Source organism: Parundibacterium terreum, assembly GCF_014636315.1.
Classification (GTDB): domain Bacteria; phylum Pseudomonadota; class Gammaproteobacteria; order Burkholderiales; family Burkholderiaceae_D; genus Undibacterium; species Undibacterium terreum.
Map to the genome: position 1 here is coordinate 355,775 of NZ_BMED01000003.1, position 25,759 is coordinate 381,533.

The 25,759-nt window shown below is 56.1% G+C and carries 21 protein-coding genes; 17 read left to right on the forward strand and 4 right to left on the reverse strand.

Annotated features, from left to right (window positions below):
- Positions 1-7: 7 nt before the first annotated feature.
- The 14 genes from IEW12_RS16305 (at position 8) to IEW12_RS16370 (ending at position 17,911) form a co-directional block, all read left to right on the forward strand.
- Positions 8-457, forward strand: coding sequence for an ExbD/TolR family protein (locus IEW12_RS16305; protein ID WP_188567139.1), 450 nt, complete (start codon positions 8-10; stop codon positions 455-457).
- A gap of 162 nt (positions 458-619) precedes the next feature.
- Positions 620-3,289, forward strand: a complete 2,670-nt coding sequence (gene leuS, locus IEW12_RS16310) for a leucine--tRNA ligase (RefSeq protein ID WP_188567140.1) — start codon at positions 620-622, stop codon at positions 3,287-3,289.
- 24 nt (positions 3,290-3,313) lie between these two features.
- Positions 3,314-3,838 carry an LPS-assembly lipoprotein LptE gene (locus tag IEW12_RS16315; protein ID WP_188567141.1) on the forward strand — a complete coding sequence of 175 codons (525 nt, stop codon included), beginning with the start codon at positions 3,314-3,316 and terminating at the stop codon, positions 3,836-3,838.
- A gap of 10 nt (positions 3,839-3,848) precedes the next feature.
- A complete protein-coding gene (holA, locus tag IEW12_RS16320; RefSeq protein WP_188567142.1) occupies positions 3,849-4,865 on the forward strand; it encodes a DNA polymerase III subunit delta in 1,017 nt (338 codons plus the stop codon).
- A gap of 191 nt (positions 4,866-5,056) precedes the next feature.
- A complete protein-coding gene (locus IEW12_RS16325) occupies positions 5,057-6,340 on the forward strand; it encodes a glutamate-5-semialdehyde dehydrogenase (protein WP_268237253.1) in 1,284 nt (427 codons plus the stop codon).
- 80 nt (positions 6,341-6,420) lie between these two features.
- Positions 6,421-6,843 (forward strand): CopD family protein, encoded by a 423-nt coding sequence (locus IEW12_RS16330; protein ID WP_188567144.1) that lies wholly within the window; start codon positions 6,421-6,423, stop codon positions 6,841-6,843.
- 66 nt (positions 6,844-6,909) lie between these two features.
- Positions 6,910-7,512, forward strand: a complete 603-nt coding sequence (locus IEW12_RS16335) for a 2-hydroxychromene-2-carboxylate isomerase (RefSeq protein ID WP_188567145.1) — start codon at positions 6,910-6,912, stop codon at positions 7,510-7,512.
- Positions 7,513-7,724: 212 nt separating this feature from the next.
- Complete coding sequence (locus IEW12_RS16340) at positions 7,725-8,939, forward strand: THUMP domain-containing class I SAM-dependent RNA methyltransferase (protein WP_188567146.1); 1,215 nt, start codon at positions 7,725-7,727, stop codon at positions 8,937-8,939.
- Positions 8,940-9,121: 182 nt separating this feature from the next.
- Positions 9,122-10,597, forward strand: a complete 1,476-nt coding sequence (locus IEW12_RS16345; RefSeq protein ID WP_188567147.1) for an NAD-dependent succinate-semialdehyde dehydrogenase — start codon at positions 9,122-9,124, stop codon at positions 10,595-10,597.
- 237 nt (positions 10,598-10,834) lie between these two features.
- Positions 10,835-12,094, forward strand: coding sequence for a multidrug effflux MFS transporter (locus tag IEW12_RS16350; RefSeq protein WP_188567148.1), 1,260 nt, complete (start codon positions 10,835-10,837; stop codon positions 12,092-12,094).
- A 542-nt stretch (positions 12,095-12,636) separates the two neighbouring features.
- Positions 12,637-13,656, forward strand: coding sequence for a porin (locus tag IEW12_RS16355; protein WP_188567149.1), 1,020 nt, complete (start codon positions 12,637-12,639; stop codon positions 13,654-13,656).
- Between the two features lie 42 nt (positions 13,657-13,698).
- Positions 13,699-13,923: a hypothetical protein gene (locus IEW12_RS16360; RefSeq protein ID WP_188567150.1), complete on the forward strand. Its 225-nt coding sequence runs from the start codon at positions 13,699-13,701 to the stop codon at positions 13,921-13,923.
- 169 nt (positions 13,924-14,092) lie between these two features.
- A complete protein-coding gene (locus IEW12_RS16365) occupies positions 14,093-14,980 on the forward strand; it encodes a GGDEF domain-containing response regulator (protein WP_188567151.1) in 888 nt (295 codons plus the stop codon).
- Positions 14,981-15,094: 114 nt separating this feature from the next.
- Positions 15,095-17,911: an ATP-binding protein gene (locus IEW12_RS16370; RefSeq protein ID WP_188567152.1), complete on the forward strand. Its 2,817-nt coding sequence runs from the start codon at positions 15,095-15,097 to the stop codon at positions 17,909-17,911.
- Between the two features lie 68 nt (positions 17,912-17,979).
- Here the strand turns inward: IEW12_RS16370 and IEW12_RS16375 are convergent, their stop codons facing one another.
- Together IEW12_RS16375 and IEW12_RS16380 are read right to left on the reverse strand one after the other, a co-directional pair.
- On the reverse strand, positions 17,980-20,004 hold the full coding sequence (locus tag IEW12_RS16375; protein WP_188567153.1) for a hypothetical protein: 2,025 nt from the start codon (positions 20,002-20,004) through the stop codon (positions 17,980-17,982).
- A gap of 194 nt (positions 20,005-20,198) precedes the next feature.
- On the reverse strand, positions 20,199-20,798 hold the full coding sequence (locus tag IEW12_RS16380; RefSeq protein WP_188567154.1) for a TetR/AcrR family transcriptional regulator: 600 nt from the start codon (positions 20,796-20,798) through the stop codon (positions 20,199-20,201).
- Between the two features lie 107 nt (positions 20,799-20,905).
- Between IEW12_RS16380 and IEW12_RS16385 the strand changes: the two genes are divergently transcribed.
- The 3 genes from IEW12_RS16385 (at position 20,906) to IEW12_RS16395 (ending at position 23,254) form a co-directional block, all read left to right on the forward strand.
- On the forward strand, positions 20,906-21,655 hold the full coding sequence (locus IEW12_RS16385; RefSeq protein WP_188567155.1) for an SDR family oxidoreductase: 750 nt from the start codon (positions 20,906-20,908) through the stop codon (positions 21,653-21,655).
- 42 nt (positions 21,656-21,697) lie between these two features.
- Positions 21,698-22,291 carry a 2-hydroxychromene-2-carboxylate isomerase gene (locus IEW12_RS16390; RefSeq protein ID WP_188567156.1) on the forward strand — a complete coding sequence of 198 codons (594 nt, stop codon included), beginning with the start codon at positions 21,698-21,700 and terminating at the stop codon, positions 22,289-22,291.
- Positions 22,292-22,654: 363 nt separating this feature from the next.
- Complete coding sequence (locus IEW12_RS16395; RefSeq protein WP_229751161.1) at positions 22,655-23,254, forward strand: HD domain-containing protein; 600 nt, start codon at positions 22,655-22,657, stop codon at positions 23,252-23,254.
- 16 nt (positions 23,255-23,270) lie between these two features.
- Here the strand turns inward: IEW12_RS16395 and IEW12_RS16400 are convergent, their stop codons facing one another.
- Positions 23,271-23,807, reverse strand: coding sequence for a TssQ family T6SS-associated lipoprotein (locus tag IEW12_RS16400; protein ID WP_188567158.1), 537 nt, complete (start codon positions 23,805-23,807; stop codon positions 23,271-23,273).
- Positions 23,808-23,892: 85 nt separating this feature from the next.
- The gene (locus tag IEW12_RS16405; protein WP_229751162.1) at positions 23,893-25,728 is read right to left on the reverse strand and encodes a serine/threonine-protein kinase; all 1,836 of its coding nucleotides are present in this window, start codon (positions 25,726-25,728) and stop codon (positions 23,893-23,895) included.
- Positions 25,729-25,759: the final 31 nt, after the last annotated feature.

Sequence of the window (25,759 nt, forward strand, 5' to 3'; positions counted from 1 at the left end):
AGACAATATGGGATTCGGTCAATTCAATGGTGGAAATGACAAGGCAGGCAAGCACCTGATGCCTATGGCCGACATCAATGTCACGCCCATGGTGGACGTGATGCTGGTTTTGCTGGTCATTTTTATCATCACCGCCCCCTTGCTGACCCATACGATCAAGCTGGATTTGCCAAAAGCACAAGCTGCCGCTGCGCAGGAAAAGCCGCAAACGATCAGCTTGTCGTTTGATGCGCAGGGTGTGTTGTACTGGAATCAAGAAAAAATCGATATGGCCGCACTGGACGACAGGCTGGAGCAGGCCGGACGCAGCCAGCCGCAACCGGAGCTGCAACTGCGTGCAGACAAGTCCACCCGCTACGAAACCATCGCGCAAGTGATGTCTGCAGCGCAAAACCACGGCCTGGCCAAGATAGGTTTCGTCACAGAACCGCCGGCAGCAGCCGCTGCCAAAAAATAGAAACGGCCCTCCCGGGCTGCTTTCTCTGAAAAACACCCTGAACAAGTTATAATCACCGGTTCAGAGTAGAGGCAATTTCACAATGATTTGTGAGTTTGCGCTAATTTCTCCGCAATACTTCGACAACACATCGAATTTACCGAATTTACCTACCGAGCCGTCATGCAAGAAAAATACAGCCCATCCGACATCGAACAAGCGGCGCAGAGCCATTGGAAAAAGATCGACGCTTATAAAGCAGTGGAAAACGATCAGCGCTTCCCTAAAGGAAAGTACTACGCCTGCTCTATGCTGCCTTATCCTTCCGGCAAACTGCACATGGGCCACGTGCGCAACTACACGATCAACGACATGCTGGCGCGCCAATTGCGCATGAACGGCTACAACGTGCTGATGCCTATGGGCTGGGATGCTTTCGGCTTGCCGGCGGAGAACGCGGCGATCAAGAACAAGGTGCCGCCTGCGAAGTGGACCTACGATAACATCGAATACATGAAGACCCAGATGCAAGCCATGGGTCTGGCGATAGACTGGTCGCGCGAAGTCGCAACCTGCTCGCCTGAATACTACAAGTGGAACCAGTGGCTGTTCCTGAAGATGCTGGAAGCAGGTGTCTGTGAACGCCGCACCCAGGTCGTCAACTGGGACCCTATCGATCAGACAGTATTGGCCAATGAGCAGGTGATAGACGGCCGCGGCTGGCGTTCCGGCGCCGTCATCGAAAAACGCGAGATCCCCGGCTACTACCTGAACATCACCAATTACGCGGAAGAGTTGCTGTCCGCGGTGGCCAATCCGGAAGATCCCAACTACCTGAGCGGCTGGCCGGAGCGCGTGCGCCTGATGCAGGAAAACTGGATAGGCAAATCCGAAGGCGTGCGTTTCGCATTTACGCATGACATTCGCGACAGTGCCGGCCAGTTGATCCAGGACGGCAAGATGTATGTATTCACGACCCGTGCCGATACCATCATGGGTGTGACCTTCTGTGCGGTGGCGCCTGAGCATCCGCTGGCGAGCTATGCGGCAGAATCCAATCCTGCACTGGCTGCCTTCATCGAAGAATGCAAAAAGGGCGGCACAACAGAAGCCGAACTGGCCCTGCGCGAAAAAGAAGGCCGCCCTACCGGCTTGTTTGTCACGCATCCGCTGACAGGCGACAAGGTGGAAGTCTGGGTCGGCAACTATGTACTGATGTCCTATGGCGATGGCGCGGTGATGGGTGTGCCTGCGCACGACGAACGCGATTTCATCTTCGCCAAAAAATACAAGCTGCCTGTGAAACAAGTGGTTGCGCTGGAAGGCGAAACCTATTCCACCGATGCATGGGCGGAATGGTATGGCGACAAGCAGCGCGGCGTGACAATCAACAGCGGCGTGCTGGATGGTCTAAGCCATAAGCAGGCTGTCAGCAAGGTGGCCGAGCTGGTTGCCGGCAAGGGCCTGGGCGAAAAGAAAACCACCTGGCGCCTGCGCGACTGGGGTATCAGCCGCCAGCGCTACTGGGGCACGCCTATCCCTATCATCCACTGCAATGATTGCGGCTCGGTACCCGTGCCTGAGAAAGACTTGCCGGTAGTATTACCGGAAGACTGCATACCGGACGGTTCCGGCAATCCGCTGAACAAGCGCGAAGATTTCCTGCATGTAGACTGTCCTAGCTGCGGCAAGCCTGCCAAGCGCGAGACCGACACGATGGATACCTTCGTCGATAGCTCGTGGTATTTCATGCGCTATTGCGATGCGCGCAACGACAATGCCATGGTAGCCGAAGGCACCAAATACTGGATGCAGATGGACCAGTACATAGGCGGCATCGAGCATGCGATCCTGCATTTGCTGTATGCGCGTTTCTGGACCAAGGTCATGCGCGATCTGAAATTGATCGACGCCAGCGAACCGTTTTCCAAATTGCTGACGCAGGGCATGGTACTGAAGGGCGCCTTTTCCCAGAAACTCGAAGGCGCCGGCAAGAACTACTATTGGGAACATGAAGTCGACGTCATTCACAATGAACAGGGCATGATAGTCGGCGGTAGGCTCAAATCCGACGGTTCGCCGCTGGACTATGAGATGACGACGATGTCCAAGTCCAAGAGCAATGGCGTTGACCCGCAAGAGTTGATCAACCAGTACGGCGCCGATACGGCCCGTCTGTTCGTGATGTTTGCGTCGCCGCCGGAACAGACTCTGGAATGGAACGATTCCGGCGTGGAAGGCGCACACCGCTTCCTGCGCCGCGTGTGGACTTACGGCGCCAAGAATGAACAGTTACTGGCACAGGCTGCCAAGGTAACAACGGAGATCGCTGCCGGGCTGAGCGTCGATGCGAAGACCTTGCGCCGCGAAGTGCACTCCGTGCTGCGCCAGATCAGCTATGACTATGAGCGCATGCAGTACAACACCGTGGTGTCCGGCGCGATGAAATTGCTGAACACGATAGAGTCTTTCAAACTGGAAGGGGAGGCCAATACTGCGGGCAATGCTGCTGTTGCGCGCGAGGCTTTCGGCATCCTGTTGCGCGCGCTGTATCCGGTATGTCCGCACGTCAGCCACGGCCTATGGGTAGATCTCGCTTACGAGAAGGAATTTGGCGACCTGCTGGATGCGGCCTGGCCACAAGTTGACGAAGCTGCACTGGTGCAGACTGAAATCGAATTGATGATACAGGTCAACGGCAAACTGCGCGGCAGCATTACGGTCGCCAAGGATGCCGACAAGGCCACGATAGAAGCAGCGGCTCTGGCCAATGAGAATGTACAGCGTTACGTGGAAGGCACGCCGAAGAAGATCATCGTCGTACCCGGCAAGCTGGTCAACATCGTTGCATAAGCAAACTATAGCAAGGAATCTTACATGCGCCATAACGTAACAGGCTGGTCCAAGTTATCCAAATCCGTCCAGTTCGCCAGCCTGCTGGCGCTGGCGCTGATGTTGTCTGCCTGCGGGTTTGCAATGCGCGGCGCGGTATCCTTTCCGTTCAAGAGCATCTACGTCGGTTTCGGCGATTCTTCGCCGCTGGGCGGAGAGCTGAAGCGCAACATCCGCGCCAATGGCCAGACTGTGATTACCTCCAGCGCCAACGATGCCGAAGTCATCCTGGACGTGCTGACCGAGAACCGCGAAAAAGTGATCCTGTCGCTGAACAGCCAGGGCCGTGTGCGTGAGTACAACCTGGTCTATACCTTCAAGTTCCGCGTGCGGGACAAGACCGGCAAGGAGTTTCTGGAGCCGACTGAAATTGTCCTGAAGCGTAATATCACCTTTAACGAATCCCAGGTGCTGGCGAAAGAAGCGGAAGAGGCTGTGCTGTACCGTGATATGCAGACCGACCTGGTGCAGCAGATACTGCGCAGGCTGGCTGTATTGAACATGAGCTGACGGGAATACGATGCAATTGCGTTTTGATGCGATTGACGCCCATCTGGCGAAATCGCTGGCTCCCTTGTATGTGATCACCAGCGACGAGCATTTGCTGGCGCTGGAAACGGCGGACAAGATACGCCGGGCCGCGCGCAAGCAGGGCTTTCTGGAGCGTGACATCCTGACCGTGGAGCGTAGTTTCAAATGGGGCGCCTTGCTGGCCGCGAACCAGTCGCAGTCGCTGTTCGGCGACAAGAAGCTGATCGACCTGCGTATCCCTACCGGCAAGCCCGGCAAAGACGGCGGCCAGGCCTTGCAGGACTATGTGTCTCAATTGTCGCCCGATAACCTGACGCTGATCACCTTGCCCAAGCTGGACTGGGCGACGCAAAAGGCGGCCTGGGTGGGCAGCTTGCAGCAGGCGGCTGTATATATCGATATTCCGCTGGTGGAGCGGGCGCAGTTGCCGTCCTGGATATCCATGCGCCTGTCGATGCAGGGCCAGAGTGCCGATCGCCAGAGCCTGGACTTTATCGCCGACCGTGTCGAGGGCAATCTGCTGGCCGCGCATCAGGAAATCCAGAAGCTGGCGCTATTGCATCCTCAGGGTAAATTGAGTTTTGAGCAAATCCACGATGCTGTGCTGAATGTGGCCCGCTACGATGTGTTCAAGCTGAACGAAGCGATGCTGACCGGCGATGTGCCGCGCCTGGTGCGCATGCTGGAGGGCCTGAAAGGCGAAGGTGAAGCTCTGCCGCTGGTGCTATGGGCAGTGGCCGAAGAAATACGTACGCTGCTGAAGCTGAAGTCCGGCATGACGCAGGGCCGTCCGCTAGGCGTTTTGCTGAAGGAATATCGCATCTGGGGACCGCGCGAAAAGCTGATGGCCCCTGCGCTGCACCGTGTCAGCCAGTCCAGCCTGGAGGCTGCGCTGCAGGATGCGGCGCAAGTCGATAAGATGGTCAAGGGTTTGCGGGCAAAGGATTTTGCCGGCGACGCCTGGGATGCCTTGTTGCAGCTCAGCCTGCGTATCGCGAAAGCTTAGCAGCCATTTCTATTGGTGAAATGGATTCTTGGTAAAAAAGTATCAGTGTTTGACGGCTTGCCGGAGCTACCCATGAAGTAGTGGGGTGCCGTTGAACAGGCTGCAGCAATGCCAGCCGGCGCACCCTTATCCAGGGACAGGAATCAGGTGGAAGCGCAGCCGGAGACGGCGAGCGCACCCTTCAGAAAATTATTGTCAAAGCAAGCAAAATGGATATCAAGCAATACATGAACGAGGTAGGCGTGCGTGCCCGGAAAGCATCGCGCGCGATGGCCAAGGCCGATACTGCCGCGAAAAACCTGGCGCTGTCGCTGATCGCTACCGCCATACGCCGTGACGCTGCAACGCTGCGCGCTGCCAATGAAAAAGACCTGGATGCCGCCCGCGCGAACGGACTGGCGCCGGCCATGCTGGATCGCCTGAGCTTGTCCGATAAAGCCATTGCAACCATGGCGGAAGGCCTGGAGCAGATTGTCAGCCTGGCTGATCCTATCGGCGAGATATCGAATATGAAATACCGCCCCACCGGCATACAGGTAGGGCAAATGCGGGTGCCGCTGGGCGTCATCGGCATCATTTATGAAGCAAGGCCAAATGTGACCGTGGATGCGGCCGGCCTGTGCATCAAGAGCGGCAATGCGACGATATTGCGCGGCGGCTCGGAAGCCATACATTGCAACCAGGCGCTGGCCAAATTGGTCAAGGAAGGCCTGGCCGGAGCCGGTTTGCCTGCGGATGCAGTACAGATCGTCGAGACGACCGACAGGGCTGCTGTGGGTGAGCTGATCACAATGCCGCAGTATGTGGATGTGATCGTGCCGCGCGGCGGCAAAGGCTTGATAGAGCGCCTGATGCGCGAATCCAAAGTGCCGATGATCAAGCATCTGGATGGCATCTGCCATGTGTATATTGATGACAAGGCGGATTTGGCGAAGGCGGTCCAGGTGGCGTTTAACGCCAAATGCCACCGCTATGGCACCTGCAATACGATGGAAACCCTGCTGGTGGCAGCGGACGTTGCCGAGCAGGTACTGCCGCAATTGGCGCCCCTGTATGCGGGCAAGGAAGTGGAATTGCGTTGCGACCCGGCAGCGGCAAAGATATTGGCTGCCTACCCGCATCTGGCATTGGCAAGCGAAGAGGACTGGAGCACCGAATACCTGGCGCCTATCCTGGCAGTCAAGGTGGTGGCCGGCGTGGATGAAGCGATTGAGCATATCAACGCCTATTCATCGCAGCACACGGATGCGATCATTACCGAGGATTACAGCCGTGCGATGCGTTTCCTGCGCGAAGTAGATTCCGCCTCGGTAATGGTGAATGCATCTACCCGTTTTGCTGACGGCTTTGAATACGGATTGGGTGCAGAGATCGGCATCTCCAACGACAAGTTGCATGCACGCGGACCGGTCGGCCTGGAAGGTTTGACCTCATTGAAGTATGTCGTGTTTGGGCATGGAGAAGTGAGGGCCTGAGTAGGCTTTGAGCAGACAATGCGTCGACAATGCGCTGCAGCTCACCTGGTGGTATAGCGGATTTTGATAAAAGGATAAATATGTTATGGGTTAAAGCTTTGCACGTCGTTTTCATCATCTCGTGGTTTGCCGGCCTGTTCTACCTGCCGCGTATTTTCGTGAACCTGGCGATGGAAAACGAAACCAATACATCCGAGCGCCTGTTGCTGATGGCGCGCAAGCTGTATCGTTTCATGACGATGCTGGCGGTGCCTGCCATCATTTTCGGTTTATGGCTCTACCTGGGCTATGGCATAGGCAAGGGGCCGGGCAATGGCTGGATGCATGCCAAGCTGGGTATCGTCGTCTTGCTGCTCGGCTATCATCACGCCTGCGGCTCCTTGCTGAAAAAATTTGAGCAGGGTCGCAACCAGCGCAGCCATAAATGGTTCCGCTGGTTTAATGAAGTGCCGGTGATCATGCTGTTGGCGATTGTCATTCTGGTCATTGTGAAACCGTTTTAAATCTGTTCGTCTCTCTTGTCGTCTGTTGTTTTAACATCTTGCCGAAACGCATATTAGGAGTGAAGCATGTCCAAGGTTTGTGAGTATTATTTTGCACCTCAATCGCCATGGTCATACCTGGGGCATCAGCGCTTTGTTGATCTGGCCAAGAAGTATGAAGTAAAGATAGATGCGAAACCTTTTGACCTGGGCAAGATATTCGGCGTTTCCGGCGGCTTGCCATTGGCCAAGCGGGCACCGCAGCGCCAGGCTTACCGCCTGGTGGAAATGCAGCGCTGGAGCGAATTCCTGGGTTTGCCGATGAACTTGCAGCCGACTTTCTTCCCGGTAGCGGCAGATCCTGCGGCTAAACTGATTATTGCTGCGCAACTGGCCAACGGTACCGATGCGGCGATGAGCCTGACGCAAGCCATCATGTCTGCAGTGTGGGCAGATCAGCGCAATATCGCTGATCCGGATACGCTGGTGGCATTGGCCCTGGATTGCGAACTCGATGGCAAGGCCTTGCTGAAGTCCTCCGAGACCGCCAGCGTGCAGGCGGAATACGACAGGTTCACCAATGATGCCTCCGCTGCCAATGTATTCGGCGCACCCTGGTTTGTGTATCAGGGCGAAAGCTATTGGGGCCAGGACAGGCTGGATTTCCTGGAACGCGCGTTCCAGAAGTAAATTGTTTTTCTGGTTTTTCTGAAACCAGTTTGTAGTATGTAGTAGTCAGAGCAGGCAATGGTGCCTGTTTTGTAAATTTGAATTAGGGGCGATTGAAAAATTACTCTGGCTAGGCGTCGCCGACGAAGACAGTGCGGATAGCACGGCTAGGAGGCGCAACAACGCCAGAGGGATTTTTCAATCGCCCCACACTACGGATAAAGGGTTCCCCCATGACACGCTATTCCTATTTTTGCCCCTGCCCGCGCGGCCTCGAAGCTGCACTGGCAGAAGAGCTGGACGAAATCTCGCAACTGAACAAGACGCTGAAAGTGCACAACCAGGTTCCTGGCGGCGTGCATTGCTCCGGCTTGTTGCAGGATGCCTACCGCATCAACCTGTATTCCAGGATTGCATCGCGGGTGCTGCTGCGCATGGCGCATGCCGGCTATGTCAATGAAAACGACATCTACGACCTGACACTGGAGCAGCCGTGGGAAGACTGGTTCGGCTATCACCACACGATACGGGTGGACGTCACTGCGGTGAAGTCGCCGCTGAAGAGCCTGGAATTCACCACGCTGAAAATCAAGGATGCGATCTGCGACCGTTTCCGCGACCAGTTCACGCAAAGGCCTTCGGTCGATACCAAGAACCCGGACATGCGTATCGTCGGCTTCCTGGATGCGCATAATTTCACTGTCTATCTGGATACTTCAGGCGAGGCGCTGTTCAAACGCGGCTGGCGCATGGAAACCGGCGACGCGCCCTTGCGCGAGAACCTGGCGGCCGGCCTGCTGCGCACTTCAGGCTGGAAACCGGGCGTGCCGCTGTTTGACCCTATGTGCGGTTCAGGCACTATCCTGATCGAAGCAGCACAGATGGTGGCCGGTATTCCACCGGGGATACGGCGTGAGTTCGCGTTTGAAAAATTTGCCAGCTTTGCTGAAGATGAGTGGCAGGAAATCAAGGGCGCGGTCAGGGCCAATCCGCTGCCGACCGAACCGAGTATTTTCGGTAGCGATATTTCCGGCGACATGATCGTCATGACGCGCAACAACCTGAACAAGGCCGGCATCAAGTTTGAAGTGCCGCTGAAGCAGATAGAGGCGCAAGAGATCAAGGCGCCCACCGACGTACCCGGCGTGCTGCTGACCAATCCTCCGTACGGCGAGCGTATCGGCGTGCGCGGCGACAGCACGGTAGAGGCGGACGATATGGCCAAGGATTTCTTCAGCGCCTTCAGTTCCACGCTGAAGCAGCGCTTTGCCGGCTGGAGCGTCTTCCTGTTTACTGCGGATCTGGGCCTGCCCAAGCTGTTGCGCCTGAAAGAGTCGCGCAAAACGCCGTTCTTCAATGGCGCACTGGAATGCCGCCTGTTCCGCTTTGACATGGTTGCCGGTTTTAATCGCAGGGAAGAAGCCAAGCCCAAGCCTGTAGCTGAATAAAGCTTGAAGTAAGGCTTTGAATTTAGCCTTGCATGCGCCGGCCACTTGATAGTGGCCGGTTTTGTTTGGACAGTACGGCCGGCTCCAATTATTTGGCGTGAAAAAGATTCACTAAGCGCTTCCTGCAGAGCTATGCACTTTGCGTTATGCTGACTGGCTTACTTCTTACGCCGGAGACAACAATGTCAGAAGCCTCAACCCTCAAGCTCAAAGACCCCTCACTGCTGCGCAACCAGGCCTACATCAATGGCCTGTGGGTGGATGCCGCCAGCAGCTTTGACGTGACCAATCCCTCCAACCACAAGCTGGTCGGCAAGGTGCCTAATATGGGCGCAAAAGAAACGCAGGCCGCGATTGATGCAGCGCAATTGGCCTTCCCCGGTTGGGCGGCAAAGACCGGCAAGGAGCGGGCAGGGGTGCTGCGCAAGTGGTTTGACCTGATGATCTCCAATGCCGATGACCTGGCTGCGCTGATGACGGCCGAACAAGGCAAGCCGCTGGCAGAAGCCAAGGGCGAAGTGATCTACGGCGCCAGCTTTATTGAATGGTTTGCCGAGGAAGCCAAGCGGGTATCTGGCGATGTGATGGCATCTACCTGGACCGACAAGCGCATGGTGGTATTGAAACAGCCGATAGGCGTGTGCGCATCGATCACGCCATGGAATTTCCCGATTGCGATGATTACCCGCAAAGTCGCGCCTGCGATTGCCGCCGGCTGTTCCATCGTCATCAAACCCGCAGAGCAGACCCCGCTGAGTGCCTTGGCCATGGCCGAGCTGGCGCACCGCGCCGGCTTGCCTGCCGGTGTGATGAATATCATCACAGCGGATTCGGATAAATCGATAGAAGCGGGCAAGGTCTTGTGCGATAGCCCAGTAGTAAGGCATTTGTCCTTCACCGGCTCAACGCCGGTCGGCCGCATCCTGATGAAGCAATGCGCACCTACAGTCAAAAAGCTGGCACTGGAGCTGGGCGGCCATGCGCCCTTCATCGTGTTTGAAGATGCTGATCTGGATGCCGCCGTGGAAGGCGCCTTGCAATCTAAGTTCCGTAATGCAGGCCAGACTTGCGTTTGCACCAACCGCTTTTATGCGCATGAATCCATTTACGATGCCTTCGTCGAGAAACTGGCTGCCGGTGCCGGCAAGATCAAGGTTGGCGACGGGTTCGACCAGGGCGTCAACCAGGGCCCGCTGATCGACGACCAGGCCATCGCCAAAGTGGAAGAACATGTTGCCGACGCGGTATCCAAGGGCGCCAAGGTGCTGGCAGGCGGCAAAAAAAGTGCGCTGGGTTCATTGTTTTACGAGCCTACGGTGCTGTCCAATGTGCATGACGGCATGCAGATCATGGTGGAAGAGACTTTTGGCCCGGTTGCCGCCGTCGTCAAGTTCAAGACTGAAGAAGAAGCCGTTGCCGCAGCCAATAATACGGACTTCGGCCTGGCCTCCTACTTCTATTCGCGCGATATCGGCCGCGTCTGGCGTGTCGCCGAGAAGCTGGAGTACGGCATGGTTGGCATCAATACCGGCCTGATTTCCAATGAGGTTGCGCCTTTCGGCGGCGTCAAGCAATCCGGCCTGGGGCGTGAGGGTTCCAAGTACGGCATCGATGAATACCTGGAAATCAAATATCTGTGCATGGGCGGCATCAATTAAATCTGCTAGTCTGGAACTTGTCTCGCTGTATTTGTCTCACTGTATTTATCGGTTGATATCAGATGAGTTTCAGCCATTGCTCTACCGGGCTTTCCTTGCAGGCCCGGGTTCGTATGATGGGATGTATGCCAGGGATTTAGCCGGCAGGCCGATTTGGACGCATAGATAAAAAGATCGACGGGCAATCCGTCCCGTTGAAACCCCTTGCAGCGCTCTATTGCGTCACTCATTTATATTATGTCTTCCAATCCAGAACCGGCCGCATCCACCACTTTCAAGCTGGCCGGCACCAGCGCGCTGGCAACCTTGCTGGCAGCCCTGGCGATGCTGGGGCCGTTTTCCATCGATACCTACCTGCCGGCTTTCCCGGCGATACAGTCCACCCTGCATGCCAGTGCGATCGAAGTACAGCAGACGCTGACTGCCTACATGCTGGCCTTCGCGGTGATGATACTGTGGCATGGCGCACTGTCGGATGCATTCGGCCGCCGCAACATCATCCTGGTATCGCTGGCAGTGTTCGCGGTTGCCTCCTTTGGCTGCGCGTCCGCGCACAGCATCCATTACCTGTGGGGCTTTCGCATCCTGCAAGGGGTGTCGGCCGGAGCCGGGGTTGTAGTCGGACGAGCCATCATCCGGGATATGTACGCCGGAGCGCCGGCCGAGCGCCTGTTGTCGCTGGTGACGATGATTTTCTCCATTGCGCCTGCCATTGCGCCGATTTTAGGCGGCTGGATAGTCACTTTTTCGGGCTGGAGGACCATCTTTTTATTGTTATTTGGGTATACAGTAGTTTTACTATGGGTCTGCTATAAACGCCTGCCGGAGTCGCTTCCAGTAGAAAAACGTCAACCTTTTAGCGCTGAATTTCTGTGGCAAAGCTACAAAATGGTGTTCAAATCACCACTGTTTCACCTGAAGGCCGGCACCATTGCCTTCAATTTTGCGGGCCTGTTTTTGTATGTTTCGGCCGCTCCGGTGTTCATTACCCAGCATCTTAAACTGGGTCCGGATCAGTTCGGCTGGCAGTTCGTGCCTTCGGTTGGAGGCATCTTTTTCGGCGCGCTGACGGCAAATCGCCTGGCTGGAAAAATCACCGTATGGCGGCAGGTGAATACCGGTTTTTATTTTCTGATTGGCGCATCGCTGTTCAATTTTATCTATCACGCATTCTTGCCGGCTATGTTGCCATGGTCGGTGATCACCTTGTTCTTTTACACCTTCGGCATGTCGCTGGTGGCTCCCGGCGCGACGCTGCTGGTTTTGGATCTTTTCCCTACAATACGGGGCATCGTTGCATCTTGCCAGTCATTTTCTGTGACCGTGCTGGGCGCGATTGTGGCCGGCGTGGTCGCTCCGATACTGGACCACTCCGTGTTGATGCTTGCGCTTGGGCAACTGTTTTTTGCCTGCGCCGGTATGACGACCTGGTACATGTCACGGGCCTATGCGCGCATGCTTTCAGGCAAGAAAAACGCCTGGGAAAGTATTGAATAGAAGCTCTGCACGCAAAATGGAATGCACTTATCATTTGATAAGAGACACGCATTTTCACCAGCCTTAATTTCCTGATTGCACCAAAAAAGATCGTCTCATTTCTGTCTATGCACTTTATTGTTGCATTGCAAACTTTCCACAGCATTGGAACTTTTTCTTTCAAAATCAGTCACTGTCATTGGTAAAGACGAAATTAATTTGTATTTAGGCACTTGAAATTTTTGTCCTTAACTACATTTTGTTAATGCTCTGCACCATTTTTGATTTTTGACTATAATGCGAAGCCGTTTGGGTAAAGTCTCTGATAATTTTGTTATATGTTAATGAGATATCGTTATTGTATTTTTTTGACGACATCTGTCAGAGTGCTTTGACAAGCATTGGACAATTCATCAAGTTGTCACTTTCCGCAGGTATAGTGAAATTCGTCGTTGGGTCTGTAATCCGGATTCAAGGCTTTTGAGACCTGCTAACTTATCGATGTCGATTAAGCAATATATTTTCGGCATGAAACAAATTTCAATTTTTTTTGGAATCTATAAATGAAAAAATCACTACTCGCAGTTGCCTTGTTGGGCGCTTTCTCCGGTGCAGCTTTTGCACAATCTTCCGTAACAGTTTACGGTTTGATCGATGCTGGTATCTCCCGCGATGACAACGGCGCTCCAGCCGGTGCTAAACTGGGTCAAGACAGCGGCCTGCAAAACGGTTCCCGTCTGGGTTTCAAAGGTACTGAAGATCTGGGCGGCGGTCTGAAAGCCAACTTCGTATTGGAAAGCGGCATCAAAGAAGACACAGGTACATACGATCAAGGCGGTCTGTCTTTCGGTCGTCAAGCTTATGTTGGTTTGTCCGGTGACTTCGGTTCCGTGAACCTGGGTCGTCAAAAATCCATCACTTACACCATCAGCGAAACAGTAGATCCTTTCTCCCTGGGTCTGGCTGGTAACATCGACCGTCTGTTCAAAACAGGCTCACGTCGTGACAACGCTGTAACTTACACAACAACAAACCTGAGCGGCTTCACTGGTAGCGCTCAATACGCATTCGGCGAAGTTGCTGGTAACAACACAGCAAACCGTACCCTGGGCGTTTCCGGTACTTACGCTGCTGGTCCTGTGTACGCAGCGATCGCATACGAAAAAGTTAACGATGCAAACGGCAACCTGGGTCTGGCTTCTGCTAGCGCAGGCAAGAAATTGTTCGTCGGCGGTACTTACGATTTCGGCGTAGCTAAGGCACACGCAGCTTACGAAAACCTGAAAGGTTCCACAAGCCTGACAAACCTGACAGAAACAGAACAGCGTATCTGGATGATCGGTGCATCTGTACCTTTCGGCGCAAGCTCTTTCCTGGTTGACTACACACGTGTGAAAGACGAAAACCTGGCTAACGCTAACGCTAAGCAATACGCTTTGGGTTACCTGTATGCCTTGTCCAAGCGTACTAACCTGTACACTTCGTACTCCCGTACTACTAACGACGCAAACGTTGCTTACAACGCTGGCGTTAAAGGCGGCACAGATTCCCTGTTCAGCGCAGGTATCCGTCACCTGTTCTAATCAATTTCAGGCGTTTGCCTGATCTGGATTAAACAAATAAAAATGGGGCAGCCAGAAATGGCTGCCCCATTTTTTATTGGAATTTCGGATATTGTGCCGGGAATAAGGATTAATATGAAAGAAGTAACATTTCGTAAGAATTTTTTTCTCGCATGCAATATTCGGCAAGGGTATGATTCTGGGAACAAATCTACCGGCCTTGAGCAGCCGGGCGCAGGAATGTCTGCAAGCCGTTATGCTTTGCAGGGTGTTCGCGGCAGGCGATAGGATTGCAACGCTTTACTGGCTGTTGCCGTAATAATGAGGCAATATCTGACAGCCAGAGAAACACGCCGGCGGTAAGGGCCGCCAGAGCGGCGCCGGGTTCAATGACAAGCAGCAGGCGCGGATGCCAGGCTGGGAAAACAACGGAGCGGATAGTTCCGGGAGATATACAATGAAAATACTCATCGCGGATGATGAGCCGATTTCTCTCTTGTATTTGCAAGCCGTTCTGGAAGAGTGGGACTACGAAGTAGTGACCGCCAGTGACGGCAATCAGGCTTGCGAAATTCTGCAAAGCCCGGATGCGCCCATGCTCGCGATCATAGATTGGATGATGCCCGGCATGGATGGCATTGATGTCTGCCGCGTCGTACGCGAAAGCGTCAAGGACCGCTATGTATATATGATCATGCTGACCGGTAAAAGCGAAACTGAATTCATTGTGGAAGCGATGAATGCCGGCGCCGACGATTTTATCAGCAAGCCTTTCAACATCGATGAACTGCAGGTTCGCGTGCGCGCCGGCCGCCGTATTGCAGATCTTGAGCAAAAACTCCGCATCAAGGCCAGCCACGACGCGCTGACCGGGCTTTACAACCGCGGCACGATTCTGGAGATCCTGCAAAAGGAATTGACCCGCCATCAAAGGAACAAGCATTCATTTGCGATTATTTTCGGGGATCTTGATCACTTCAAGCGCATTAATGACGACTTCGGCCATCTGGCCGGCGACATGGTTTTGCGCGAGGCCGCTGCCAGGATTTCGGCCGTGCTGCGGCCCTATGATTCGCTGGGCCGCTATGGCGGAGAAGAGCTGCTGATCGTTTTGCCGGGTTGTGACGCCATTGAAGCGACCGAGATCGCCGAGCGGGTCAGGCTAGCCATTTGCAATAAACCTGTAACGACCGATGCGGGAGACGTTCCGACGTCGTTGAGCATGGGTGTAGCCGTGATCGCGCAGGGGCAGCAGATCAGCTTTAACGGCCTGATTCACCTGGCTGACGCGGCACTTTATATCGCCAAGGATAAAGGGCGAAACCGGGTGGAGCTGGCTATTTGATGCCTGATGATGTCAGGCGATGCCGGCTACTCGGCTATCCGCTCTTGCCCATGCAGTACAAGATAGTGCTGTCCAATTAATCCGCTCTTGATTGCCTGCCAGGCGCGCAGATAAATGAAAATGTTCGTCACCAACGAGGATGTGCTTCAACTGGAGGGGGGTCTACCCACTCTGGAAGGTGATGCGCGCCTGCATGGTTTGGTGACGCTGGCCTGGTATGTACGTCAGCGCGACACCCGCCGGGCGATTGCGCTGGCGGCAGAAGCCGATGCGCTGCTGGCCACCTCGGGTTTGCCGGAATCGCAGCGGCGCGGCCTGCGTGCCAGGCTTTCGCTGGTCCATGGCGAGGCCAAGTGGCTGTTTGCCGATCTGGAGGATGCCCGGCAATTGGCTGAGCAAGCCGTGCATGAATTTCAACTGCTGGACGATCGCCTGGGCAGTTCCGACGCGCATTTTCTGCTGGGTTCTATCGTCGTCAGTCTTGGTAATCCGCTGCGTGTCGCCAGTGAAATGGAGGCGGCCGCTTCCTATGCACGCGAGGCGGGAGACAAGGTGCGTGAAGAACTGGCCGAAGGAGGCCTGGCATTCAATGTCGCGGTGAAAGACGTGCACGGAGCTGCATTGCGCTGGGGCGAGCGCTTTTTTGCAGACCGCTCCGACCCGGACCTTGCGCTGCAAGTCACCGTGCATGAATTCCTGTCGCAGATTGCCGGGCTGTCCGGCGATTTTGCCAAGGCCCTCACACATGGCATGCGCGCCTATGAGGCGGCACTGGCTACCGGCCAGCTTCGCCGCGCCATTCATACTGCGGCCAATGTAGGCGATGCTTTCAATAGCCTGAACGACCACCAGGAAGCGCTGGTGTGGATGCAGCGCAGCCATGATCTGGCGCGGCCCACCGGCTGGCCGGCCAGCATAGGCCTGTGCCTGACTCAGATGGCGGAAACCTTGCGCCGCCTGGGACGCCTGGCGCCGGCGCAGGAACTTCTGGAAGAAGCGCTGTTTTTGCTGACGCCGCTGGTCGGTTCGCGCAATTACCTGATGGCGCTGCGCTACCAGGGTGATCTGGCGCTCGATTGCGGGGATTTTGAACTGGCGCTGAACAGTTTCCAGCAATTGAAACAGCGTGCAGATGCGCTGTCACAGGTGGATTTCCAGATCGGTTCGCGGCGCGGCCTGGCACATGCCATGTCCGAGAGGGATTTGCCGGAGCAGGCGCTGGCGATCGCGCAAGAGGCGCTGACCCTGGCGCAGCGCAGTAAGGACAATTTTCGGCAGATCGATGTATTGAAGGTGCTGGCCGCGATCCATGCACGCCACACCCTGCCGCCGCCTGAGGATATGAGCGAGCCTAGCGCCCCCCTGCATTACCTGCAGCAGGCACTGGATGTGGCAGCGGTCATCAAGGGTTATACGATACCCGGCAGTTTGCTGGACGCCATCGCCGATGCCCATGCAGCGCTGGGCGATTTCAAGGAAGCCTTTGTCGTCGGACGCCTGGCGATCGCGGCACGCGACAAGACCCATAACCAGGAAGCGAGCAACCGCGCCACCGCGATGCAGGTCAGCCACCAGACCGAGCGCATGCGTGCCGAAGGCGAGTACCACCGGCAACTGGCGATCGCCGAAGCCAAGCGCGCCGAGGTGCTGCAGCAAACCAGCGCCAGCCTGGAAAGGCTGGGAGCGATAGGCCAGGAGATCACCGCCAACCTGGATCTGGTTGCTGTATTCCAGGCGCTGAACCGGCATGTGCACGGGCTGCTGCATGTGACTTCGTTCGTCATCTACCTAATGGATACCGACAGGCAGCACCTGACCTCCGCATTCGGTGTGGAAAACGGGCAGCCGCTGCCGGTCAACCGCATCTCCATGTCCGATCCCAACTCCAACTCCGGCCGCTGCGTGCGTGAGCAGAAGGAGATCATGATAGAGATCGATCCCGGCGAAAAAAATCCTAACCTGGTGCCGGGCACGGAGGCAACGCTGAGCCTGCTGTTTGCGCCATTGACGATCTCCGACCGTGTGCTGGGTGTGATGACGATACAATCGTCCGAGCAGCATGCGTATGGCGAGCGTGAACGCCTGATCTTCCGTACGCTGTGCGCCTATGGGGCGATTGCCGTGGACAATGCCAATGCTTACCGCTTGCTGAAAGAAACCCAGGCGCAACTGGTGGCGCAGGAAAAACTGGCGGCGCTAGGCTCGCTGGTGGCGGGTGTCGCGCATGAATTGAATACGCCTATAGGCAATTGCCTGCTGGTCGCCAGTACGCTGGCCGAGAATACCAAGATATTGACGGCCAAGCTGGACGGGCAGGGTTTGAAGCGCTCCGATTTGAATGCCTACTGCAGTGATGCCACGACTTCGTCAGCGATCCTGATGCGGGGCCTGACCAGTGCTGCCACGCTGGTCAGCAGCTTCAAGCAGGTAGCGGTGGACCGTACCTCCGAGCAGCGCCGCGTGTTTGACCTGCACCAGGTCATGCAGGAGATTATCGCCACGCTGAATTTGCGCATAGGTCAATCCGGCCAGGTGATATCGCTGGATGTTCCGCCGCATATCGCCATGGACAGCTATCCGGGCTCCCTGGGCCAGGTTGTCACCAACCTGATCGACAATGCGCTGCTGCATGCTTTTGACGACAGCAAACCAGGGCGCATGTGCTTGTCCGCGCGGATGGCTGAACCGGGTTTTGTCAGGATAGAGTTCAGAGACAACGGGGTCGGCATTCCGCAAGAAAACCTGAAACGCATCTTCGATCCCTTCTTTACTACCAAGCTGGGGCAGGGCGGCAGCGGCCTTGGCCTGAATATCTGCTACAACATCGTCACTTCAATACTGAATGGCGACATCAGCGTACAAAGCGAGCTCGGTACCGGCAGTACCTTCATTGTGGAGCTGCCGCTGAAGGTGCAGGAAAAGCGGGGCTAAAGCAGTCCGTCAAAACGCGAAGGGGCAGGCGTATCCCTACGCCTGCCCCTTTCACTAGCACTGCCTGTTTAAGGCGCGCTCTTATAGGTGGTGAAGAAACGCCTTCCCAGATTGTCTTGCGCACCGATCAGCAATTGATAGCTGGATGGCACATAGCCGTCGGGTATCGTGGTTGCCGCCAGAGTCGTGGTGGTACTCAGGTCATTCGGCACGCTGAAATCCGATACGATAGGCGCAGCGCCATCGCTGGAAATGATGAAGCGCAGCATGAATACATGCGAATCAGGATTGGCTGCGGCCCAGTTGGCCCAGTTCAGGTTGGTGCCCGCGATCAGCGCCGCTGGGACGACTGGGTTGGATGCCGATACGCCATCCAGCGCCGGGAACTGCGACGTCACATAGTCGCTGGGTACCGAAGCCGGCAAATACACACTCAGGTTCTGGGTAGCACTGGCATTGGCAGCGGTCGTGGAAATCACATATTTGGCGCCTGCCTGCCCATCTTTACTGCCTATCCAGCCCAATGCGGGCTGCTGTAGCAAGAAATCTTTCAGCTCGCCGGTTGCGCTGGCCGGCACAGATGGAGAACTGGATGCACACAGATAGGTGCCTCCGCAATAGGCGAAAGGCACGCTGTAGCCGCTCAGCAATTGCACGATGGCGCCATCCATGCTCTTGGTTCCGGGGGGGCTTTCACCAACGATGGCGATTTCCACGCCTACACTAGGATTGGTGCTGCCCGAGGTCAGGCTGCCGTCCATGCCGTAGCTGGCATACGCGAGCGGGTAAACTTCGGTGCTGGTATTGCGGCCGTTGCCGGAAAAAGTCCAACTGGTGCTGGTTTTGTTATACGTGACGGTATCGTAGAACAGGTCCACCGTCTTGCCGCTGTTGTCGGAGACGGTAGCGCCCACCTGGAAGTACACGCAAGCTTTCAAAGGCGTGGACGGCGTATCGGCGCAGCCCATGATCTGCAATTTGCTGAGCTGGTAGTTGTTTGCCGCGTAGCCTGCCAATTTTGCGGTCAGCGCTGCAGCGCTGCGGCCGTTGTAGGTATAGGTGCCGGTACCGGAGCTGCCGGGTGCAGGCATCGCTGCCGTCGCGATATAGCCGCTGAACGCGCTCGCGGCGGAACCTTGTGCAATCGCCTTGTTCAGTGCGATGGTCAGGTTGTCCATGGTTGAGGCGGTCGCCAGTGGTGAGGTCACCACGGTGGTCTTGGCCGTACTTTTCACCGCATTGGCCAGAGTGGTGCCCGTGGTCTTGGCCAGTTCCGTCTTTGCCGTGGCCAGGTCCACCGTCACATCCGGCAAGCCGGGAATGGCGAACTTGTTACTGATCTGTAGCTGGTCGTTGCCGTTGCTGTCTTTGGCGATACGCACCGTCAAGCCTTCCAGCGCCACGTCCAGCAGGGTCTTGTTGGTGACAAAAGTCGCGTCCTGGAAAAAATCCAGGGTTTTGGTGTTGGTGATCTTGGCGTCGGTCAGATTGGCGGCGACGATAGTCTTGATATGGGTAGAGGCGGCCGCCAGCATGGTTGCGTTGCTGAGCAGCGCGATCGAACTGGCATTGCTTGCCGCGTTGTTAAAAACGCTGCGTGGGTTGGCGCCCAAAATTTCTGCCACTACCGCGGTGGAGAGCGGCGTTATGTTGGCAATGGTTGGCGAGGTAGTGGCCTGCAGCATGCTGTACAGAATGACAGAGTTGCCGGTGACATCACGCCCCGCCGCCTGGATCAGCAGAGGCATCGTGATGCCGGAGCTGCTCAGGTTCAGCCGGTACGAGCCATCCGCCGTATTGGTTGTGCCGTAAGGAATACTGCCGCCGTTCGCATCCACCAGGCTCACTGCTGCACCTTTGGCATCCACCACCTTGATATTGGCGGCGACAAGCGGAGCGCTGGTTGCCGCAACGCCGGTAATAGTCAGGCTGGTGACAGGCGGGATGACGGGAGTGGTTGGCGTGGTCGGTGTGGTGCTTGAGCTTCCACCGCCGCCGCCTCCGCAGGCAGCCAGTACCAGCAGTCCGCAGAGCGATAGCGATGTGCTGATTTTTTTAAGGGCGAGGTCTTGGTGCAAAGGGCGAAATTGCATGTGCTTGTATTCCAGGCTGGAGGTATGGTCTGTCAAAGTATACGCACAGGATGCTTGCCCATGCGCCCGGAACAGAGCTGTTTATTTGTACTAATTATAAGCTTTAAAGCCCGGCTCCAGCCGCCGCAAAGAGGGGGATGCGGATTTGTGGGCTTGCTTCGTCGTCTCGCTGCCTATCGGTACTTGTTGCTGGCCTATTGCGGGCCGGTTGCGGCTTCTGCCGAGTCGCCGTCGGTTTCGGTGATGGCCCTTTGCAGGAATTGCCTGCCGGCCTGGATGATTTCCTGCTGCATGTCTTCATCCGGCATTGCGCGCGCCAGCAGCAAGGCTCCCACGCATTGCGCCATGAAGCCCCAGGCCGCAGTATTGTCTCCCAGGCGGCTTGCCAGCATGTCCCTGGCTTCCAGCATTTGCTGCTGATAGATTTGCTTCACGCTATCGTCTGCCCTGGCAATCTCTGCTCCCAGCGCAGGCAGCGCGCAGCCTGCTTCAGGATGCCGTACGTGGCTCATCGTCAGGTAGCGGTCGGACTCATGATCCAGCCAGGCCGCCAGATCCTGATGTGGATTGCCGACCAGCATTTGCATGCTGTCCTGCAATTCCATCTCTATCAGGGCCTTGAATAATTCGTTTTTTGAAGAAAAATGACTATAGAAAGCGCCGCTGGTGACGCCCGCAGCCTGCATCAGGCCATCCACGCCAACGGCGGCAAAGCCCTTTTTCTTGGATTCTGCGCCCGCGACAGCCAGCAGGTGTTTGCGCTTTGTTGATTTGTGTTCGGGGCTGTATCGCATGATTTTGTGCTCAGAATGTGCTTGACATGCGAAGAATCATAACATAACGTTCGTTATGGTAACGATCGTTATTTAAAGAGTGCAAAGAAAAAACAAGGAGGAGATATATGTCGGATCAGATCGAAAAAGCAGCACAAAAAGGGGCGGCGCTGGTCATAGGCGCAGGCGATGCAACCGGCGGTGCCATTGCCAAGCGTTTCGCAAAGGGTGGTTTGATTGCTTGCGCCACGCGCCGCAATAGCGACAAGCTCAAACCGCTGATAGACGAAATCGTCGCCGATGGCGGCCAGGCCTACGGCTTTGCATCGGACGCGCGCAAGGAAGAGGAAGTCATTGCGCTGGTAGAGCAGATAGAGCGCGATATCGCGCCGATAGAAGTCATGGTGTTCAACATCGGCGCCAATGTGCCATGCAGCATCCTGGATGAAACCGCGCGCAAATACTTCAAGATATGGGAAATGGCCTGCCTGGGCGGCTTCCTGGTCGGGCGGGAAGTTGCAAAGCGAATGGTGGCCAGGGGCAGGGGCACCATCTTGTTTACAGGGGCCACAGCCGGCATGCGCGGCTCTGCCAATTTCGCTGCCTTCGCCGGCGCCAAGCATGCGCTGAGAGCATTGGCGCAAAGCATGGCACGCGAGCTGGGGCCGAGGAATATCCACGTGGCTCACGTGGTGGTGGACGGCGCTATCGACACCGAATTCATCCGTGAAAACTTCCCTGAACGCTATGCGCTGAAAGAGCAGGACGGCATCCTCAATCCTGAGCACATTGCAGAAAATTACTGGTACCTGCATACCCAACCTAAGGACGCGTGGACGCATGAGCTGGATCTGCGTCCGTGGATGGAACGCTGGTAGGGCTTTGGATAAAATAAAACGCATAAGAAACGCGGAGACAATATGAGCAAGCAAATAGAATTTTTTTACGATTTCGGCAGCCCTTACACCTACCTGGCCTATCACCAGTTGCCTGTGGTCGCTGCGCGGCATAACGCCGAGATCATCTGGCGGCCGGTGCTGCTGGGCGGCATTTTCCAGGCCACCGGTAATCACAGTCCGGCCGAGATACCTTTGAAGGCAGTACATTCACAAGTGGACCTGAAGCGCTGGGCGGATAAATACGGTGTTTCTTTTGCGATGAATCCGTATTTCCCGATCAATACGCTGACCCTGATGCGCGGGGCCACCGGCATGCAACTGCGGGGTAAGAAAGAATTTGATGCCTACAATGCCGCGATCTTCAGCGCAATGTTTGAGCAGCCGAAGAACCTGAATGATCCCGCGCAGTTGGCTGCCGTACTGGGCGCGGCGGGTTTTGACGCTGCGGATTTCATCGCGATGGTCGGCAACCCGGAGGTAAAGGAACTGTTGAAGACCAATACCGCGCAAGCCGTGCAGCGCCAGTTGTTCGGCGTTCCCAGCTTTTTTGTCGGCGATGAATTCTTCTGGGGCCAGGACAGGCTGGATTTTGTCGAAGAGGCGCTGGCAAAATAAGTCGCTATTGAGGGTTTGGCATCAGGAACATGCCGACATGCGTTAACATGGGCGCATATCAATTTGTGAGCACTGATGCCGGAGTGTATGACTAGAACTCATTTCATAAATAGGAGCGAGTGCGAACGAGTCCATTTGGGATGCAGTGCGAGACGCGTCGCGACGCAAAGACTGGACGTCTTTGCTAGCGGCGCAACGCTGCAATGCGCCCAAATGGGCCGTTCCCGGAGGGTTTGCCTTAAAATCGGCGCTGGACTGCGTTGCACTCGTTGTCAATAGCTCGCTATTGACGCCTCGCGCGCCTTGCCAGCGCCAATTTTAAGACAAACGCATCTCACTCCTATTTATGAAATGAGTTCTAGTATGACTTATCGCCAAGCGATAGAAGATTTTATCTGGCAGGCTGCCCAGCCTGCCGACAAATTCAGCCACCAGCCCAGGCTGTATGCGCTCGCATGCAGCCTGGCGCAGCAGCAAACCTATGACGACGATGTTCTGCATGCCGCCGCATGGCTGCATGACCTCGGTGTCTTCATCGGCCACAGGCCGGCAGATCCTGTCGCACTGGCGACCTGGGACAATGTGAAATACGCGGTGGAGCAGGTGCCGGTCCTGCTGCAGAAAATGGGCTTCCCTCAACATAAAATTCCGCAGGTAGTGCAAGTGATTAGTGAGCACTTACCGTCTGGAGAGCCCCGCAGCATTGAGGGCATGCTATTGCGCGATGCCGACATCCTGGAGCAACTGGGTGCGATAGGCATCTTGCGTACTGTCAGCAAGGCAGGTCGCGATACGCGTTTTATCCGGCATCAGGATGCCCTGCGCTCACTGAAAAAAAGTCTGGAAGAATTGCCCGCGAAATTAAAGCTGGAGTCGGCTCGCCAGGCTGCTCAGCAAAAGATAGTGCTGATGCGCGATTTCCTGGCTGCGGCAGAAGCTGAGGGACAGGGCCTGGACATCTGAGCTGTCCAGGCCTTGCTTATTGGCCGGTCGTTGCCGGTTTAGGGGCTGGTTTGCGCACAGGCGGTGCAGGCTTGCTGGCTGCAGCAGCGACTCTTTTCTTGGCTTGCTCAAACACAGGCGCCCACAACGGATGCTGTTTCTCGCCCGGCTCCAGATCAAAATTCGGATCCAGCTTTAGCGCTTTTTCAAACTGCTGCCGGCACAGGGTTTGGCGCGAGCTGACGCAGTAAGAGAAAGCCATCGTCTTCAGCGCCGACAATTGCAGGCTCTTGTCGGCATTCCAGATGTCTGCAGAACCCGACAGCTTTTTAATTGCACCGTTGAAATCGCCCTTGTCATACAGCTCCATGCCTTCCGTCAGCGCAGCTTGTGCCGGAGAGGGCGGAACTACGACAGGGGCAACCGGTGCGCTGGCCGCAACCGGTGCAGCGGCAGCCGGTTTGGGTGCCGCCGGTGTGACCTGCTGGTTTTGTGGTGGGACGACGCAGGCGCTCAGCAGTAGCGCGCTGCCAATGGAGACAATTAAGGATAGATGGCGAACAGTTGGTTTCATTGCAATAGCCCTGGGTTAAGCCCGGATCAAGCGACCAAAAAGACGCATCACGTTAAAGCGGCGACCTTTCGGTCATGCCGCTATCTCATGGATTGCCGCCCTGGCTGGCAAAGTCGTGGGCCAAGGCCACGGTTTTCTTGTTTGCCAACTGCAGTTCTGTCTGAAAGTCCGGGTAATTCGGATTGACAATTTTAACCTGATACTTGCCTGGTGGTAACTGTATTCTTTTTACGGGTGGGCTCACACCCTTATTGACACCGTTAATATACAGCGTGCCCCAAGGTTTCACATTCAGCGTGACTGTTCCCATAGGCACTGGCGCCTCCGCCTTGCTGGCGCTATTGGCTTCTTCCGTCAGCATGGTTTCATTCTTGTCCAGCGTGGCGGCAATCTGCGATGCCGTGCTGGCGGAAGTGGCGGCAGGGATGCTGGCGACTGTCGGCGTTGCGTCCGAAGCCGGGCTGACCTGAGCCACCGGCGCGGCGTCCGCAACTGACGCAGGGGCGGCAGCACTGGCAGGCGCCGGCTGGGTCGTTGCAGCCGTATCGGCAGCATTTGCGGCTACCGGGGCTGGCTTATTGCTGGTCCAGACCCAGATGCCGCCAATCGCAAAAAACACTACCGCGGCTGCCAGCGTATGGTCCCAGCGCCATTCCCAACCCTGCTTTTTTTGCTTGCCTGAACGGGAACCGGACGCAGATTTTTTTGAACCGTTTTTACCGGTTTGCTCGCTGGTTTTGTCGGACTTGCCGGACTTGCTGGTCTTTTGCCCGGATTTGGGCGGTGCCGATGCCAATACGGTCTGATCTTCGTCTGCATCCGCCATGTCAGGAAATGGCTCGCTGATTTCTTCCGGCAATGGGTTGCCCGCGCGTGCATTTGCCGCCGACGACGCGGCTCGCGCAGTGAACTGCGGCGGTACTTTGGCATGCAGTTGAGGCGCCAGTTTGGCGCCCGGCTCCAGGCCCAGCAAAATGCGGAATTGTGCGGTGGACTGCGGCCTGAATTCCGGCAGCACACTCAAGCCCTGGTCTATCGCCGCCAGGAATGCGGCTTTATAGCCGGCTGGCGCCAGATCCTGCAGGCGCTGCATCGGATCCTTGATCATGCGGGTGACCGAGCTAGGCGGAGATTTTTTCACGATGGCGTTGTACACCACCGCGCACAGTGCGTAGATATCGGTCCATTGACCCTGGATCAGGTTGGCGTCATCCGCATATTGCTCTACGGGCGCAAAGCTCGGCTTCAGAATTACGGTCAGGTCTTGCGGCGTGCCGCCTATGACCTGGCGCGCAGCGCCAAAATCCAGCAGCACGGGTACGCCATTGCGCTGGATCATGATGTTTTCCGGCGAAATATCGCGGTGCAGAATTTGTGCGCTATACAGGGTTTCCAATGCACCCAGGATGGAGCGCAGCATATTGATCAGCCACGCTTCATCGATCAGTTCCGGGTGGTGCTCCACGATGTACTTCAGCGTGTGGCCTTCATAATACTGCATGGCCATATAGGCCGTTTTGTTCTGTTTCCAGAAGCGGTACACCTTGACCAGGGACGGATGATCAAACTGCGCCAGCAAGCGCGCTTCATTGATATAGCTTTCCAGCCCGGTACCAAACGCCTCGCTATGCTTGGTGGAGCGTATCACCACGCTGTCATCCGGTCCGCGGCCTGCCAGTGCGACCGGCATGTATTCCTTGATGGCGACGGTGCGGCGCAGGCTGTGGTCGAAAGCCAGATAGACAATACCAAAACCGCCTTCACCGATGATGCCGGTAATCTCGAAATCCCCCAGGCGCGTCCCTACAGGCAGGCAATTCTCCGAACCGGTGTGCACAGCGGCAGGGGCCGCAGGTGCTGCCGGTGCTTGCATGGCAAGGCGCGTCTGGTCGTCGTCTTGGTCGGGGGCGGGTGTATTCATTGATCTGGTCAGGGTAAAGATGTTGCTATCA